Here is a 17,437-nt window from a genome sequence, read left to right as displayed (position 1 = left end):
ATTCTATATTGAAAAGTGTTGAAGAGGAAAAGTAAGAAAAAAGAAGCTTTTTAGAGAGAACCATCACCGGCTGAAAGTGGTTTAAGCCTCTCTTTATTCTGAAGTGCGCCTCTGAGCCTCAATTCGAACGGATGCCTCCTGCTTCCAAGTAGAGTTGAGCGGAACCTTCCGTTAACAAGTCAAAGTTGAGGCTATTCTAAGCCTAAACAGAGTGGAACCGCGCATAAAGCGTCTCTGTCCTATTGTGGCAGGGGCGCTTTTTTATATGTAAAACCTGCAAAAATAGTATATGAGAAAAATATTTATAAAAGAGAGAACGACGTCAGGAGGGGGAATTGAACCATGTTTGCAAGAATGAAGGAAGATATCGAAGTGGTATTTGAACAGGATCCGGCAGCAAGAAGTTATTTGGAGGTAATATTAACCTACTCAGGGTTGCATGCTGTCTGGTCACACCGTATTGCCCACGCACTTTTTAAGCGGAAGTTTTATTTTCTTGCAAGAGTGGTTTCCCAGATCAGCCGCTTTTTCACAGGAATTGAAATTCATCCGGGAGCAAAGATCGGCAGACGCTTTTTTATCGACCATGGCATGGGGGTTGTCATCGGGGAAACATGTGAAATCGGTGATAACGTAACGGTTTTCCAGGGTGTGACACTTGGAGGAACCGGGAAGGAAAAAGGCAAGCGCCATCCTACTATTAAGGACAACGCACTGATTGCAACCGGTGCGAAGGTATTGGGCTCTATTACTATTGGGGAGAATTCTAAGGTGGGTGCAGGCTCTGTTGTTCTTCATGAGGTTCCGCCGAACTCCACTGTCGTCGGCATTCCGGGCAGAGTGAAAATCCGCGATGGCGTGAAAGTGGGCAAGGACCTGAATCACAGGGACCTTCCCGATCCGATTTCAGACCGCTTTAAGGAACTGGAGGCGGAGCTGCGGGAATTAAAAACGGAAGTCGAAACATTGAGGAAAGAAAGGAGCCAGGTTCATGGCCATTCAAATCTATAATACACTTACTCGTCAAAAAGAAGATTTTATTCCCTTAGAAGAGGGAAAAGTGAAAATGTATGTGTGCGGTCCAACCGTATATAACTATATCCATATAGGGAATGCCCGCCCGCCCATTGTGTTTGATACCGTAAGAAGATATCTTGAGTTCCGCGGCTTCGATGTGCAGTATGTCTCCAATTTTACGGATGTGGATGATAAGCTGATCCGCGTGGCTAATGAATTAGGAACAGATGTTCCGTCTGTGGCAGAACGGTTCATCAATGCCTATTTCGAGGACGTCTCTGCGCTCGGCTGCAGAAAGGCTGATGTCCACCCGAGAGTAACTGAAAGCATCGATATCATTATTGAATTTATCCAGACCTTGATTGAGAAAGGCTATGCGTATGAATCAGAGGGAGATGTCTATTACCACACCCGGAAATTTGAGGAGTACGGCAAGCTTTCCCATCAGTCTATTGATGAATTGCGCGTCGGCGCCCGCATTGCCGTCGGCGAGAAGAAACAGGATTCCCTTGACTTTGTTCTCTGGAAAGCAGCGAAGGAAGGGGAAATCGCATGGGAGAGCCCTTGGGGGCAAGGAAGACCAGGCTGGCATATCGAATGCTCGGCGATGGCGAAGAAATACCTTGGGGAGATGATTGATATCCATGCCGGCGGACAGGATCTGGCCTTCCCGCATCATGAAAATGAGATCGCCCAGTCGGAAGCACTGACAGGGAAAGCCTTTGCCCGCTACTGGATGCATAACGGCTATATTAATATCGACAACGAAAAAATGTCCAAATCACTGGGGAACTTCGTCCTGGTCCATGACATTATCCAAAAGCATGACCCGCAGGTTTTAAGATTTTTCATGCTGTCGGTTCATTACAGACATCCGATCAACTACAGTGATGAGCTTCTGGAGAATACTCGGACAGGGCTTGATCGCATAAAAACGTCTTATCATAATTTGCTGCACCGCAAAGAAGCAAGTGTGAATCTGACCGATAATAATCAGGAGTGGCTGGATAAAATTACAGTTCTTCATGAGCAGTTCATTCGGGATATGGATGATGATTTTAACACTGCGAATGCCGTATCAATCTTGTTCGAGCTGTCTAAGCTGGCGAATTATTATCTGATGGAGAAAAACACGTCGGTTGAAGTGATCGATGCTTTTACGAAAGAATTTGAAACGCTGTTTGATGTCTTGGGACTTTCACTTGAAGAGGCACATGCAGACCTTCTGGATGAGGAAATCGAACAGCTGATTGAGCAAAGGCAGCAGGCCAGAAAAGAGCGCAATTTCGAACTGGCAGACAAAATCCGCGATCAGCTGAAAGAAATGAATATTATCCTTGAAGATACACCGCAGGGAATCAGATGGAAAAGAGGCTAAGCAATGCTTCCCTATGATAACAAAGTAGATGAAAAACAATTGAATAGTCTCGCCCTGGCGTATATGGGGGATGCGGTATTTGAGACCTATATACGCCACCATCTCCTGCAAAACGGACGGGTTCGGCCTCATTTTCTCCATAAGGAGGCGACCCGGTATGTTTCTGCAAAAGCCCAGTCCCTGATCATTCATGAATTAATGGACTCTGAACGGCTGACAGAAGAAGAACTGGCAGTAGTCCGGAGGGGGCGGAATGCCAAATCCGGTTCGGTGCCGAAAAATACAGATGTCCAAACATACAGATACAGCACAGCCTTTGAATCGCTGATCGGCTACCTGTTTTTAGCGAAAAGGCAGGAGCGGATGGAAGAGCTGATTTTGGAATCCATAGAGTTAGTTGAGAAAAAGAAAGGAGGAGCGGTAAAATGAGCCAGGATTTTATCATTGGGAAAAATCCCGTCATTGAAGCATTAAAGTCAGAGAGGGACATTAATAAGATCTTTATTGCAGAAGGATCGCAAAGCGGGCAGATGCAGCAGGTAATCGGGTTGGCGAAGTCTGCCGGGGTTCTTGTCCAGTTTGTACCCAAGAAAAAAATAGATGGGATGGCAGAGGGGAATCATCAAGGTGTCATCGCACAGGTTGCTGCCTATCAATACGCTGAAATCGACGACCTGTTTGCTGCTGCAGAAAAGAAAAATGAAGCACCATTTTTCCTGCTGCTGGATGAAATTGAAGATCCTCACAATTTGGGATCCATCATGAGAACGGCTGACGCTGTCGGTGCACATGGGATCATTATTCCGAAGAGAAGAGCGGTCGGGCTGACAGCGACGGTAGCTAAGGCATCAACAGGAGCGATCGAATATATTCCCGTTGTCCGTGTGACCAATATGGCCAGAACAATTGATGAATTAAAAGAAAGAGGCGTATGGATCGCCGGCACGGATGCAAAAGGAAAACAGGATTACCGTCAGATAGATGGAGCAATGCCTTTAGGTCTTGTAATTGGCAGTGAAGGTAAAGGGATGGGCCGCCTGATTCGCGATAAATGCGATTTTCTCATTAACCTGCCGATGGCTGGACATGTTACTTCTCTTAATGCATCAGTTGCGGCCGCGCTGCTCATGTATGAGGTTTATCGGAAACGTCACCCGCTAGAGGGATAAAAATGGACATCCTTCTTGTTGACGGATACAACATAATTGGTGCTTGGCCAGAACTCAGGGACCTCAAAAACAAGGATTTATCCTCAGCCAGAGACCGCCTGATTGAAAAAATGGCCGAGTACCAGGGGTATTCCGGGTACAGAGTGATTGTCGTGTTTGATGCCCATTATGTAAAGGGCACGGAAAAAAAGTTTAAGAATTCAAAGGTCGAGGTTATTTTCACGCGGAATAATGAAACAGCCGATGAACGCATTGAAAAATTGGCTATCGATCTGAGCAATATTAAAAATCAAATTCATGTGGCTACCTCCGATTTTACTGAGCAATGGGTCATTTTTGGCCAGGGGGCGTTAAGAAAATCAGCGAGGGAGCTGCTGAATGAAATGAATTTGATTGAAAACAGCATCGAAAAAAAAGTAAAAAAAATTCAGGAGAAAAAGCCAGTCTCCAAGATACCTCTCAGTGATGAAGTGGCAGAAATTTTTGAAAAATGGCGCAGAGGGGACCAATGAGCGGTTGACGCTTGAAAAAACCGTGCTGTATAATGTTTCTAACCATGCTTGTACGGTCGGGGGGATCCTAGTGAGTGCTGACTTCAAGACAATCGACGAAAATCTTATAGACTTTATCCAGCTTGAGGACGAAGAAATAGTAGAGCTCGTTCATAAGGGCGAGAGTGAGGCGCTGGATTACTTGATTCATAAGTACCGCAACTTTGTCCGGGCAAAAGCAAGATCCTATTTTTTGATTGGCGCAGATAAAGAAGATATTGTACAAGAGGGAATGATCGGCTTGTATAAGGCGATCCGCGACTTTAAAGAGGACAAGCTGTCTTCATTTAAAGCGTTTGCCGAGCTGTGCATTACCAGGCAAATTATTACCGCCATTAAGACGGCGACCCGCCAAAAGCATATTCCGCTGAACTCATATGTGTCTTTGGACAAGCCCATTTATGATGAGGAATCGGACAGAACACTTATGGATGTAATCTCCGGGGCGAAGGTTATGGACCCTGAAGAGCTGATTATTAACCAGGAAGAATTTGATCATATTGAAGTGAAAATGTCTGAGCTTTTGAGTGACCTTGAACGCAAGGTGCTTGCTCTTTATTTGGACGGGCAGTCCTATCAGGAAATTTCTGAAGAATTGAACCGCCATGTTAAATCGATTGACAATGCTCTTCAGCGGGTGAAAAGAAAGCTGGAAAGATATCTGGAAGTGCGTGAATTTTCCCTGTAGACATAATTTCCCAACACCTTGCTTTTTTTGCAGTTATTGACATGTTTTGGGGTGCGTGTTAAAGTTTTAAGGGCGTAATGTGACTTAGTAGGTGGAAATATGAAAAAAGTAGTTTTAGCTTGCTCTGCATGTGGATCCAGGAATTATTCCACAGCGGGTAAAAATGATGCTGCTAGGCTGGAATTGAAGAAATTCTGCAGCAAATGCAGCGCTCATACGATCCATAAAGAAACAAAGTGATTATATAGATAAGAAGTTTGTTCTTTTAATAGACTGAAGCTGAGGGTTTTATACAGATTGGAAGACTGGTCTGATTTGAAGCCGCTTTCGCTTCTTGTTAAAGGATATATCTTTTGAAAGTTGGGGGTTACGAAATGCAGCGCATCGTGAATTTTTTCCGTGAAGTTGGCCGGGAAATGAGAAAGGTCAGCTGGCCAAAACGCAAAGAGCTGACAAGCTATACTGTTACCGTTCTTGCTACAGTTACGTTCTTCGCTCTGTTTTTTGCAGTGATTGACCTGGGAATTTCTGAATTGATTCGTATAATTCTTGAATAACCCCTGAGTTTCCATGGTATAATGGAGAATAACACAGGAAACATTTGCAAAGCCCGGAAACGGGTTTTTTAATTTGGAGAAAAATTATAAATTGTTGAATACAGGGAGGGAAGGACGAACAAGTCCTCGTGAATGGAAAAGAATTGGTATGTTGTTCATACGTACTCCGGCTATGAAAATAAAGTAAAAGCCAACCTGGAGAAACGTGTTGAATCAATGGGTATGCAAGATAAGATCTTCCGGGTGGTAGTGCCTGAAGAAGAAGAAACAGAATTGAAGAACGGCAAGAAAAAAGTCGTGAAGCGCAAGGTCTTCCCTGGTTATGTACTTGTGGAAATCGTTATGACAGATGATTCCTGGTATGTAGTAAGAAATACTCCGGGTGTAACCGGATTCGTCGGTTCGGCAGGTTCAGGCTCAAAGCCGACTCCGCTATTGCCTGAGGAGGTTACTCATATCCTTAAGCATATGGGTGTTGAAGAAGCCCGCTTTGATATCAACTTTGAGATCGGCGAAACCGTTAAGGTGAAAGAAGGTCCGTTTGCGAACTTCACGGGCTCCATTGAAGATATTGATAAAGATAAGGCGAAGATTAAAGTGCTTGTGAATATGTTTGGCCGTGACACTCCGGTTGAACTTGATTTTACACAGATTGAAAAACTGTAAGAAACAGCCTTCTGTGAAAGTACTTTTATATATCTTTGTAAAAAAACTTGAAATTGGCTTTGAAAAGTGATAATATTTCAAAGGTCAGTATGTCTCGGACAAAGAGACTGGACAGTAGTTAAAAGTTCTTTATCTTAATATAAAGACTATAAGTTGAGTGGGAGGGAACTTTCCCTATTACCACATCACGGACTTTAAGGAGGTGTGTCTCGTGGCTAAAAAAGTAATCAAACTTGTAAAGCTGCAAATCCCTGCAGGTAAAGCGAACCCTGCACCACCGGTAGGACCGGCACTAGGTCAAGCAGGTGTTAACATCATGGGATTCTGTAAGGAATTTAACGCTCGCACAGCTGAACAAGCTGGCTTAATCATTCCTGTTGAAATCACGGTTTTTGAAGACCGTTCATTTACATTTATTACGAAAACTCCTCCTGCTGCAGTTCTTCTTAAGAAAGCGGCTGGAATCGAGTCTGGTTCTGGTGAACCAAACCGTAATAAAGTAGCAACAGTCAAGCGTGACAAGGTACGCGAGATTGCTGAAACAAAGATGCCTGATCTAAACGCTGCAAGCGTAGAAGCTGCAATGCGTATGGTTGAAGGTACTGCACGCAGCATGGGTATCGTTATCGAAGACTAATCCATGTATGAAGCAGATTTAGGGATGAGGTTGCGACGTTGAATTTGGTTCACTCGCAACCTTTGTTCTGTCAAGCGCAGGCGCCTTAATAGGCGCCTCCGCTTTTCGTATTGAGCTGCGGCGCCTAGCCCCTCGAGGTCATAAGCCAATCCGCCCGGAAAGGTAAAGAACACCTTTCAGTGTGGCTTGTCTTATGATTGTCGGGGCTGACCAAGGCGCCTCCGCTTTTAAGCGTGGGAGGTTATTCCGCTAAAACCACAATCAAGGAGGAAATAAAAATGGCTAAAAAAGGTAAGAAGTACGCAGAAGCTGCGAAGCTTGTTGATTCTTCAAAAGCTTACCCGATTGCTGAGGCAATTGAACTTGCGAAGAAAACTAATTTTGCAAAATTTGATGCAACTGTTGAGGTAGCATTCCGTCTTGGAGTTGACCCTAAGAAAGCTGACCAGCAAATCCGTGGAGCAGTAGTTCTTCCGAACGGAACTGGTAAAACTCAGCGCGTTCTTGTTTTCGCTAAGGGTGAAAAAGCGAAAGAAGCAGAAGCTGCTGGCGCAGATTTCGTAGGCGATGCTGAATACATCAACAAAATCAGCCAAGGCTGGTTCGACTTTGATGTAATCGTTGCTACACCTGACATGATGGGTGAAGTTGGTAAACTTGGCCGCGTATTAGGACCTAAAGGCTTAATGCCAAACCCTAAGACTGGCACAGTTACTTTTGACGTTCAAAAAGCAGTTAACGAAATCAAAGCAGGTAAAGTTGAATACCGTGTTGACAAAGCTGGTAACATCCACGTGCCAATCGGTAAAGTATCTTTCGAAGACGAAAAGCTTGTTGAAAACTTCAACACTATTTTCGACACAATGATGAAAGTTAAGCCTGCTGCTGCTAAAGGAACTTACATGAAGAACGTTTCTGTTACTTCTACAATGGGACCTGGCGTTAAAGTAGATCCTTCATCTGTTGCAGTAAAATAATAACAATTGACATTCTAAAATACATGCTGTAATATGTATTTTGTTGTTAAAAATATAATAACATTTGTGCCGTAGACAGCAGGTGCTTAACCGCTTAATTTCCTGCCGAGGTATTACGATAGAAATTGCTTTTTCTTGCTATTGTATACTTCCTCCATGTCTGCAAAGTCGTGGAGGTTTTTTATTGGACGGTATGAATGTAGAAAATTCTACAGGAGGTGTAAGGATGAGCAGCGTTATCGAACAAAAGAAACAAATCGTAGACGAAATTGCTGATAAGCTTAAAACAAGTTTATCAACAGTTGTTGTTGACTACCGTGGTCTTACTGTTGCTGAGGTTACTGAACTTCGTAAACAACTTCGTGAAGCTGGCGTAGAATTCAAAGTATACAAGAATTCAATGACTCGCCGTGCTGCTGAAGCTGCTGAACTTTCCGGTTTAAACGAAGCTTTAACTGGACCTAACGCAATCGCGTTCAGCACAGAAGATGTAGTTGCTCCAGCGAAAATCCTTAATGATTTCGCGAAAAAGCATGAAGCACTTGAAATTAAAGCAGGTGTAATCGAAGGAACTATCGCTTCAGTAGAAGAAGTTAAAGCTCTTGCTGAACTACCATCACGCGAAGGCTTGCTTTCTATGCTACTCAGCGTACTTCAAGCACCTATCCGCAATCTTGCTCTTGCTGCAAAAGCTGTTGCAGATCAAAAAGAAGAACAAGGCGCGTAAGTTGATTTTAGCGTTAAACTAATAGATTCAAACCAAAAATAAGGAGGAAACATAATCATGACTAAAGAACAAATCATTGAAGCAGTTAAATCCATGACTGTTTTAGAACTAAACGACCTAGTAAAAGCTATTGAAGAAGAATTTGGTGTAACTGCTGCTGCTCCTGTAGCAATGATGGGCGGAGCTGCTGCTGGTGGCGCTGCTGAAGAGAAAACTGAATTTGACGTTGTTCTTGCTTCTGCAGGCGACCAAAAAATCAAAGTTATCAAAGTGGTACGTGAAATCACAGGTCTTGGACTTAAAGAAGCGAAAGAACTTGTTGACAACACTCCTAAAGCTCTTAAAGAAGGCGTTTCTAAAGAAGAAGCTGAAGAAGTTAAAGCTAAGCTTGAAGAAGTTGGAGCTGGCGTTGAAGTTAAGTAATAGCCTTTATGAAAAGTCCGCTGTTTAAGCGGGCTTTTTGTTTTGGGCAATTATAAAATTGCGGAAGGTTTAACTTTGCGTACAGGCTGGGGAATATAACCATCATAGTCTGAGTCCGTCATGGACGAAGGGCTTGAGCATTTGTTTTAACTTTTTGCTTTTTAAGGGCCAATCCTATATAATTCCTTCGAAACCACTTAATTGTTGATTCTCCTTTAATCTTCTTATATATACTCCTGGAGGTGATTTCATGTCTGAACACTACTATTCCAAAACACAGCAAGTTGATAGCAGCCCTAAATCTTGGACCTATACTCTAAAGGAATTCCCATTCCGCTTTAAAACAGACAACGGTGTTTTTTCAAAGGGTGAAGTGGATTTTGGATCTAAACTATTAATCGAGACATTTGAACAGCCGGAAGTGGATGGGAACATTCTCGATGTCGGCTGCGGATATGGGCCAATCGGATTGACAGCGGCGAAGCTGATGCCGGAACGGACTGTTCATATGGTGGATGTAAATGAGAGGGCGCTTGGACTTGCAAAGGAAAATGCTGAATTAAATGACATAAAAAATGTCCAAATCTATGAAAGTGACCGCCTCGAAAATACAAAAGGCAATAAGTTTTCAGCTATTCTGACAAACCCGCCGATCCGCGCCGGGAAAAAGATAGTGCATGATATTTTTGAACAAAGCTTTGAGGCTCTATTATCGGGCGGAGAGCTGTGGGTTGTCATCCAGAAAAAACAGGGTGCGCCTTCTGCAATCGATAAGCTGACAGAGTTATTCGGTGAAGTGGAGACAGCAGAAAAGAAAAAAGGCTATTTTATTTTAAGAGCAAAAAAAGATTGACTTGACTTTTTTGCTATGATAGTATTGTAAAATGCCAACATATTATATTTCTATTTATAACTAAATTTATCTAATAGTTGTATAAATTTGGTTTTAATGGGAAAGCTAACAAAATAATAGTCGTATTGTGAAAATGTGGTTTTTGAAGTGAAAACCCTTTTTCTTTTTGTCTTATAAGAATGGAGGTTTGGCTTATATCCCTGTGCTTGAATGGGGGAAAGCCCGGCTTCTGGGCCAGTTTGCTGGCCGGCTTCGTGCGCCATCGGTTCCGGGTACTAAAACCTGCGCCGATAGGCAGGCGCTCATCGCTTTTCTTATGGGATGATATAAATTGCTATTAGCAACAATAACGCTTGATTTGAGGGGTGAATCAGTTGACAGGTCAACTAGTTCAGTATGGACGACACCGCCAACGTAGAAGTTACGCACGAATCAGTGAAGTTTTAGAATTACCAAATCTAATCGAAATCCAAACCTCTTCTTATCAATGGTTTCTTGATGAGGGTTTACGAGAAATGTTCCATGATATTTCTCCGATTGAAGACTTTACTGGTAATTTGTCGCTTGAATTTATTGATTACAGCCTTGGCGAACCAAAATATTCCGTTGAGGAATCGAAAGAACGAGATGTTACATATTCTGCACCTTTACGTGTGAAAGTGCGTCTTGTAAACAAAGAAACAGGCGAAGTTAAAGACCAGGATGTCTTTATGGGTGACTTCCCGCTTATGACAGAGACAGGTACGTTCGTTATTAATGGAGCGGAACGTGTCATTGTATCCCAGTTAGTGCGTTCTCCGAGCGTATACTTCAGTGGAAAGCTTGATAAAAACGGGAAAAAAGGCTTTACAGCAACCGTAATCCCGAACCGCGGCGCATGGCTTGAGTATGAAACAGATGCCAAAGACGTCGTATACGTCAGAATAGATCGTACTCGGAAACTGCCCGTTACGGTTCTTTTGCGTGCACTTGGGTTCGGCTCTGATCAAGAGATCATCGATTTGATTGGAGACAACGAGTACATTCGCAACACGCTTGAAAAAGATAATACTGAGAGCACAGAGAAAGCGCTCCTTGAAATTTATGAGCGTCTTCGTCCAGGCGAGCCGCCAACGGTCGAAAATGCGAAAAGCTTGCTTGTCTCAAGATTCTTTGATCCAAAGCGTTATGACCTTGCGAATGTTGGACGCTACAAGATCAATAAGAAGCTTCATATTAAAAACCGCCTGTTTGGCCAAAAACTGGCTGAAACGCTTGTGGATCCAGAAACTGGCGAAATCATTGCGGAAAAAGGCGTTACACTTGACCGCCGTACATTAGACCGCATTATTCCTAACCTTGAGAAGGATATCGGCTTTAAAACGGTAAGCCTGTTAGGCGGAGTAGTAGATGATGAAGTATTGCTTCAGTCTATTAAGATATATGCGCCTAATGAAGATGGCGAAAAGGTCATTAATGTTATCGGCAATGCGTATGTGGAAGAAGCTGTGAAAAACATTTCACCTTCTGACATCATTGCATCAATCAGCTATTTCTTTAACCTTCTGCACTCTGTGGGAGATACAGATGATATTGACCATCTTGGAAACAGACGTCTTCGTTCAGTCGGAGAATTATTGCAGAACCAGTTCCGCATCGGTTTATCCCGTATGGAGCGTGTGGTGCGCGAAAGAATGTCCATCCAGGATACAAATACGATTACACCTCAGCAGCTGATTAATATCCGTCCTGTTATTGCGTCAATTAAAGAGTTCTTCGGAAGCTCTCAATTGTCCCAGTTCATGGACCAGACAAATCCGCTTGCTGAACTGACACATAAACGCCGTCTTTCTGCATTAGGACCTGGTGGTCTGACGCGTGAACGTGCCGGATTCGAAGTACGTGACGTTCACTACTCTCACTATGGCCGTATGTGTCCGATTGAAACGCCGGAGGGACCAAACATCGGTTTGATCAACTCCTTATCTTCATTTGCGAAGGTGAACCGCTTCGGCTTTATCGAAACACCGTATCGCCGAATTGACCCTGAGACCGGAAAAGTTACGTCCCGCATTGATTATCTGACAGCTGATGAAGAGGATAACTATGTAGTGGCTCAGGCGAATGCACTTCTTGGTGACGATGGTTCATTCCTTGACGAAGAAGTAGTTGCCCGTTTCAAAGGGGAAAACACAGTTGTCAAACGCGACCGTGTTGACTACATGGATGTATCGCCGAAACAGGTTGTATCTGCTGCGACAGCATGTATCCCGTTCCTTGAAAATGATGACTCCAACCGTGCCCTGATGGGAGCGAACATGCAGCGTCAGGCTGTGCCATTGATGCAGCCGGAAGCGCCAAGAGTAGGTACGGGTATGGAATACGTATCAGGAAAAGACTCAGGTGCTGCAGTTATCTGTAAGCATGAGGGAATTGTTGAACATGTTGAAGCCCGTGAAGTTTGGGTCCGCCGTATTAAAAATGTAGATGGCCAGGAAGTTAAAGGCGATCTTGATAAATACAGAATGCTTAAATTCATCCGTTCCAACCAGGGAACATGCTACAACCAGCGTCCTATCGTCGCTGTTGGCAACCGTGTAACAAAGGGAGAAATCCTTGCTGACGGTCCTTCCATGGAACTTGGTGAATTAGCTCTTGGACGCAATGTTCTTGTAGCGTTCATGACATGGGATGGTTATAACTACGAGGATGCGATCATCATGAGTGAGCGCCTTGTAAAAGATGATGTTTATACATCCATCCATATCGAAGAATATGAATCAGAATCACGCGATACAAAGCTTGGACCTGAAGAAATCACAAGAGATATCCCTAACGTTGGGGAAGATGCACTGCGCAACCTGGACGAACGCGGAATTATCCGCACAGGTGCGGAAGTAAAAGATGGCGATCTTCTTGTTGGTAAAGTAACTCCTAAAGGGGTAACGGAACTGACTGCTGAAGAAAGACTGCTGCACGCAATCTTTGGTGAAAAAGCACGTGAAGTCCGTGATACATCCCTTCGTGTGCCACATGGCGGGGGCGGTATTGTACTGGATGTTAAAGTGTTTAACAGGGAAGACGGAGACGAGCTTCCTCCAGGTGTTAACCAGCTTGTACGTGTATATATCGTTCAGAAGCGTAAAATCTCTGAAGGTGACAAGATGGCCGGACGCCATGGTAACAAGGGTGTTATCTCCCGTATTTTACCGGAAGAAGATATGCCTTACCTGCCGGATGGCACTCCAGTAGACATCATGTTAAACCCTCTGGGGGTTCCATCGCGTATGAATATCGGACAGGTGCTTGAGCTTCACCTTGGTATGGCTGCCAGAGCTCTTGGCATCCATGTAGCATCTCCTGTATTCGATGGTGCCCGTGAGGAAGATGTATGGTCAACGATCGAAGAAGCAGGCATGGCGCGTGATGCAAAGACTGTCCTTTATGATGGACGTTCAGGCGAGCCGTTCGATAACCGTGTATCTGTCGGTGTCATGTATATGATTAAACTGGCGCACATGGTTGACGATAAGCTGCATGCCCGTTCAACAGGACCTTACTCTCTTGTTACGCAGCAGCCATTGGGCGGTAAAGCTCAATTCGGCGGACAGCGTTTCGGTGAGATGGAGGTTTGGGCACTTGAAGCATACGGTGCTGCTTATACACTTCAGGAAATCTTAACAGTTAAGTCAGATGACGTGGTTGGACGTGTTAAGACATACGAATCAATCGTCAAAGGCGAGAATGTTCCTGAACCAGGAGTTCCGGAATCATTCAAGGTACTGATCAAAGAACTTCAAAGTTTAGGTATGGATGTTAAGATCCTGTCCGGCGATGAAGAAGAAATTGAAATGCGCGACCTGGAAGATGAAGATGAAGTTCAGCAGGCTGAATCATTGACCATCGCTCCGGAAACGCAAAACGAAGAGCAAGCAGTTACGAAAGAATAATTTCATATAAATATCTAATCCCTGGGCGCTCCGCCTCGCATGGCGGATGCCGCTGGGGATATTATTGGCACTTTGCTGCTGTTTGAGCAATAAGGGTAAAACCCGGAGATCAAAAGGGAGGTAGGCCCCTTGCTAGATGTAAACAATTTCGAGTATATGAAAATAGGTCTTGCTTCACCGGATAAGATACGTTCTTGGTCACATGGTGAAGTTAAGAAGCCTGAAACGATCAACTATCGTACATTAAAACCAGAAAAAGACGGTCTATTTTGCGAACGCATTTTCGGACCGACAAAAGACTGGGAATGTCACTGTGGAAAGTATAAGCGTGTTCGATACAAAGGCGTAGTCTGTGATCGATGCGGCGTTGAAGTCACACGTGCGAAAGTCCGCCGTGAAAGAATGGGCCATATTGAACTTGCAGCCCCTGTATCCCACATTTGGTATTTCAAAGGCATCCCAAGCCGTATGGGTCTTGTGCTGGACATGTCTCCGCGTGCACTGGAAGAAGTTATTTACTTTGCTTCTTATGTTGTAACCGATCCTGGTGATACGGCTCTTGAAAAGAAGCAGCTGCTTTCTGAAAAGGAATACCGTGCATACCGTGAAAAGTACGGAAACAAGTTCCAGGCATCCATGGGTGCTGAATCCATTAAAAAGCTTCTTTCTGACATAGACCTCAACAAAGAAGTAGATATCCTTAAAGAGGAACTGAAAACTGCCCAGGGTCAGCGACGCACTCGTGCAATCAAGCGCCTGGAAGTTCTTGAAGCATTCCGCGGTTCTGGAAATGAACCGTCCTGGATGATCCTAGACGTTCTTCCGGTAATTCCTCCGGAGCTTCGTCCGATGGTACAGCTCGATGGCGGACGTTTTGCCACTTCTGACCTGAATGATTTGTACCGCCGTGTAATCAACCGCAACAACCGTTTAAAGCGTTTATTGGACCTTGGTGCCCCAAGCATTATCGTTCAGAACGAAAAGCGTATGCTTCAGGAAGCTGTAGATGCGCTAATTGATAACGGCCGCCGCGGAAGACCGGTAACTGGACCAGGAAACCGTCCATTAAAATCCCTGTCTCATATGCTAAAAGGGAAACAAGGACGTTTCCGTCAAAACTTGCTTGGTAAGCGTGTTGACTATTCCGGACGTTCGGTTATCGTCGTAGGACCAAACTTGAAAATGTACCAATGCGGACTTCCAAAAGAAATGGCATTGGAATTATTCAAGCCATTCGTTATGAAGGAATTGGTGGAAAAGGGCTTAGCCCACAACATCAAATCTGCAAAACGCAAAATTGAAAGAGTGCAGCCGGAAGTTTGGGATGTTCTTGAAAGTGTGATTAAAGAGCACCCTGTATTGCTTAACCGTGCTCCAACTCTTCACAGACTTGGTATTCAGGCATTCGAACCGACATTAGTGGAAGGACGCGCTATTCGTCTTCATCCGCTTGTATGTACTGCTTACAACGCAGACTTTGACGGTGACCAAATGGCAGTTCACGTGCCGCTTTCAGCTGAAGCACAGGCAGAAGCCCGCTTGCTAATGCTTGCAGCACAGAACATCCTGAATCCAAAAGACGGTAAGCCAGTTGTTACTCCTTCACAGGATATGGTATTAGGTAACTACTACCTGACACTTGAAAGAGCTGGCGCTGTTGGGGAAGGTATGATTTTTAAAGATACAAGCGAAGCGCTGCTTGCTTATCAGAACGGTTATGTGCACTTGCATACAAGAGTAGCTGTCCATGCCGGGTCCTTAAATAATCAGACTTTCACTGAAGAACAAAATAAAAAGCTTTTATTAACCACTGTTGGTAAGCTTATTTTTAACGAGATTTTACCTGAGACATTCCCTTATATTAACGAGCCTACAAAAGAAAACCTTGAGATTGAAACTCCTGCGAAATATTTTGTAGAGCCTGCTACTGATGTAGCTGCCGCTATCAAGGAAATGCCGCTGGTAGATCCGTTTAAGAAAAAAATCCTTGGAAACATCATTGCGGAAGTCTTTAAACGCTTCAAAATTACGGAAACGTCTAAAATGCTTGACCGCATGAAAAACCTTGGATTCAGGCACTCCACAAAAGCCGGTATCACAGTTGGTGTTGCTGATATCGTGGTATTAAAGGAGAAGCAGGAAATTATCCAGGAAGCACAGAGCAAGGTTGATAATGTGTTGAAACAGTTCAGACGCGGTCTTATTACTGAAGACGAGCGTTATGACCGTGTTATTTCAATCTGGAGTGCAGCGAAAGATAATATCCAGGCAAAATTAATGAAGTCATTGGATAAATCCAACCCAATCTTCATGATGAGTGACTCTGGTGCCCGTGGTAACGCGTCCAACTTCACTCAGTTAGCCGGTATGCGCGGACTGATGGCCAACCCGGCTGGACGTATCATTGAATTACCGATCAAATCAAGTTTCCGTGAAGGATTAACAGTACTCGAGTACTTCATTTCCACACACGGTGCGCGTAAAGGTCTTGCTGATACAGCCCTTAAAACAGCTGACTCAGGTTACCTTACTCGCCGTCTTGTTGATGTTGCGCAGGATGTCATTGTCCGTGACGACGATTGCGGAACTGACCGCGGCTTGCTTATCGCATCCCTTAAAGATGGCACTGAAGTCATTGAAGCGCTTGAAGAGCGTCTGGTTGGCCGTTATGCAAGAAGAAATATTAAGCATCCTGAGACAAATGAAGTGATTGTGCCTGAAAATGGCTTAATCACTGAAGATATTGCAGTCGAAATTGTTTCAGCCGGCATTGAAAAAGTATGGATTCGTTCTGCATTTACTTGCAACACTCGCCATGGTGTATGTAAGAAGTGCTACGGCCGTAACTTGGCTACCGGCCAAGAGGTTGAAGTTGGTGAAGCAGTAGGTATTATCGCTGCCCAGTCCATCGGTGAACCAGGTACACAGTTAACGATGCGTACTTTCCATACCGGTGGGGTAGCAGGAGACGATATCACTCAAGGTTTACCGCGTATCCAGGAAATATTCGAAGCACGTAATCCTAAAGGTCAGGCAGTTATTTCAGAGATCGATGGTGTTGTAGTCGGCATTAATGAAGGCCGCGACCGTCAGCAGGAGATTGTTGTTCAGGGTGAAGTCGAATCCAAGACCTACACAGCACCTTATACAGCCCGCTTAAAAGTAGCTGTTAACGACCAGGTAGTACGTGGACAGGAACTAACTGAAGGTTCTATTGACCCTAAAGAGTTAATTAAAGTAAAAGATGTAACAGCTGTTCAAGAATACTTGCTGCGTGAAGTTCAGAAGGTATACCGCATGCAGGGTGTTGAAATCGGCGATAAGCACATCGAGGTAATGGTCCGTCAGATGCTTCGTAAAGTGCGTGTAATTGATGCGGCAGAAACAGATGTGCTTCCAGGTACACTGCTTGATATCCATCAATTTACAGATGCCAACGAAAAAGCCCTCCTTGCAGGTAAAATGCCTGCAACAGGACGTCCAGTTCTGCTGGGAATCACAAAAGCATCTCTTGAAACAGATTCATTCTTATCAGCAGCATCCTTCCAGGAAACAACAAGAGTTCTTACCGATGCAGCGATTAAAGGCAAGCGCGATGAGCTTCTTGGCCTGAAAGAGAATGTAATTATTGGTAAGCTTGTCCCTGCTGGAACAGGAATGCAGCGATACAGAAGAGCAGAGCCTTATACAAACGAGGAAGCTGCTGAAGATACTGTTACTGTAGAATAATGTAATCATTGCGGTGCTTGCTTATTTAACAGCAAGTACCGCATTTTATAGTGAATAAAAGAAATAAAAATCGTTTTGCTTGTTGACATTGAAATATGAAGGTGTTACTATAGCAAAGGTGCTCCTATTCACCGGA

16 protein-coding genes and 2 other annotated features are annotated in these 17,437 nt (G+C 44.2%); all 16 genes read left to right on the top strand.

The genetic code is table 11. The features are described from left to right. The first annotated feature begins 9 nt into the window (after positions 1–9). Positions 10–239, top strand: a binding site (T-box leader). A 103-nt stretch (positions 240–342) separates the two neighbouring features. The 16 genes from cysE (at position 343) to rpoC (ending at position 17,301) form a co-directional block, all read left to right on the top strand. After that, positions 343–1,011 (top strand): serine O-acetyltransferase, encoded by a 669-nt coding sequence (gene cysE / locus NSQ49_RS12145; RefSeq protein WP_159869663.1) that lies wholly within the window; start codon positions 343–345, stop codon positions 1,009–1,011. Further along, positions 992–2,395 (top strand): cysteine--tRNA ligase, encoded by a 1,404-nt coding sequence (cysS, locus tag NSQ49_RS12140; RefSeq protein ID WP_159869666.1) that lies wholly within the window; start codon positions 992–994, stop codon positions 2,393–2,395. Before cysE ends, cysS begins: the two co-directional genes overlap by 20 nt. Positions 2,396–2,398: 3 nt before the next feature. Further along, positions 2,399–2,824: a Mini-ribonuclease 3 gene (locus tag NSQ49_RS12135; protein ID WP_251284581.1), complete on the top strand. Its 426-nt coding sequence runs from the start codon at positions 2,399–2,401 to the stop codon at positions 2,822–2,824. Further along, on the top strand, positions 2,821–3,564 hold the full coding sequence (rlmB, locus tag NSQ49_RS12130; protein ID WP_159869672.1) for a 23S rRNA (guanosine(2251)-2'-O)-methyltransferase RlmB: 744 nt from the start codon (positions 2,821–2,823) through the stop codon (positions 3,562–3,564). The genes NSQ49_RS12135 and rlmB overlap by 4 nt, the downstream gene beginning before the upstream one ends. Before the next feature lie 2 nt (positions 3,565–3,566). After that, positions 3,567–4,076, top strand: a complete 510-nt coding sequence (locus tag NSQ49_RS12125; RefSeq protein WP_251284580.1) for an NYN domain-containing protein — start codon at positions 3,567–3,569, stop codon at positions 4,074–4,076. Between the two features lie 70 nt (positions 4,077–4,146). Beyond that, complete coding sequence (gene sigH, locus NSQ49_RS12120) at positions 4,147–4,803, top strand: RNA polymerase sporulation sigma factor SigH (protein ID WP_009336536.1); 657 nt, start codon at positions 4,147–4,149, stop codon at positions 4,801–4,803. Positions 4,804–4,902: 99 nt separating this feature from the next. Continuing rightward, positions 4,903–5,043, top strand: coding sequence for a 50S ribosomal protein L33 (rpmG, locus tag NSQ49_RS12115; protein ID WP_159869678.1), 141 nt, complete (start codon positions 4,903–4,905; stop codon positions 5,041–5,043). 134 nt (positions 5,044–5,177) lie between these two features. Continuing rightward, a complete protein-coding gene (secE, locus tag NSQ49_RS12110; protein ID WP_048011528.1) occupies positions 5,178–5,360 on the top strand; it encodes a preprotein translocase subunit SecE in 183 nt (60 codons plus the stop codon). Between the two features lie 132 nt (positions 5,361–5,492). Continuing rightward, complete coding sequence (gene nusG, locus NSQ49_RS12105; protein ID WP_159869681.1) at positions 5,493–6,026, top strand: transcription termination/antitermination protein NusG; 534 nt, start codon at positions 5,493–5,495, stop codon at positions 6,024–6,026. A gap of 211 nt (positions 6,027–6,237) precedes the next feature. Next, on the top strand, positions 6,238–6,663 hold the full coding sequence (gene rplK, locus NSQ49_RS12100; protein WP_009336545.1) for a 50S ribosomal protein L11: 426 nt from the start codon (positions 6,238–6,240) through the stop codon (positions 6,661–6,663). A gap of 233 nt (positions 6,664–6,896) precedes the next feature. Continuing rightward, a complete protein-coding gene (gene rplA, locus NSQ49_RS12095) occupies positions 6,897–7,640 on the top strand; it encodes a 50S ribosomal protein L1 (protein WP_341070739.1) in 744 nt (247 codons plus the stop codon). 51 nt (positions 7,641–7,691) lie between these two features. After that, positions 7,692–7,832: a sequence feature (ribosomal protein L10 leader region), on the top strand. 34 nt (positions 7,833–7,866) lie between these two features. After that, the gene (gene rplJ / locus NSQ49_RS12090) at positions 7,867–8,367 is read left to right on the top strand and encodes a 50S ribosomal protein L10 (protein ID WP_159869687.1); all 501 of its coding nucleotides are present in this window, start codon (positions 7,867–7,869) and stop codon (positions 8,365–8,367) included. Between the two features lie 57 nt (positions 8,368–8,424). Beyond that, positions 8,425–8,790, top strand: a complete 366-nt coding sequence (gene rplL / locus NSQ49_RS12085) for a 50S ribosomal protein L7/L12 (RefSeq protein WP_035332312.1) — start codon at positions 8,425–8,427, stop codon at positions 8,788–8,790. A 250-nt stretch (positions 8,791–9,040) separates the two neighbouring features. Next, positions 9,041–9,643, top strand: coding sequence for a class I SAM-dependent methyltransferase (locus NSQ49_RS12080; RefSeq protein ID WP_159869690.1), 603 nt, complete (start codon positions 9,041–9,043; stop codon positions 9,641–9,643). A gap of 374 nt (positions 9,644–10,017) precedes the next feature. Further along, on the top strand, positions 10,018–13,572 hold the full coding sequence (gene rpoB / locus NSQ49_RS12075) for a DNA-directed RNA polymerase subunit beta (RefSeq protein WP_159869693.1): 3,555 nt from the start codon (positions 10,018–10,020) through the stop codon (positions 13,570–13,572). A 129-nt stretch (positions 13,573–13,701) separates the two neighbouring features. Further along, positions 13,702–17,301, top strand: coding sequence for a DNA-directed RNA polymerase subunit beta' (gene rpoC / locus NSQ49_RS12070; protein ID WP_251284579.1), 3,600 nt, complete (start codon positions 13,702–13,704; stop codon positions 17,299–17,301). The last annotated feature ends 136 nt before the right edge of the window (positions 17,302–17,437 follow it).

This window comes from Cytobacillus sp. FSL R5-0377 (genome assembly GCF_038004385.1).
GTDB lineage: Bacteria > Bacillota > Bacilli > Bacillales > Cytobacillaceae > Cytobacillus.
Note: the sequence above shows the minus strand (reverse complement) of the source record. Positions and strands in the feature narration are given on the sequence as shown.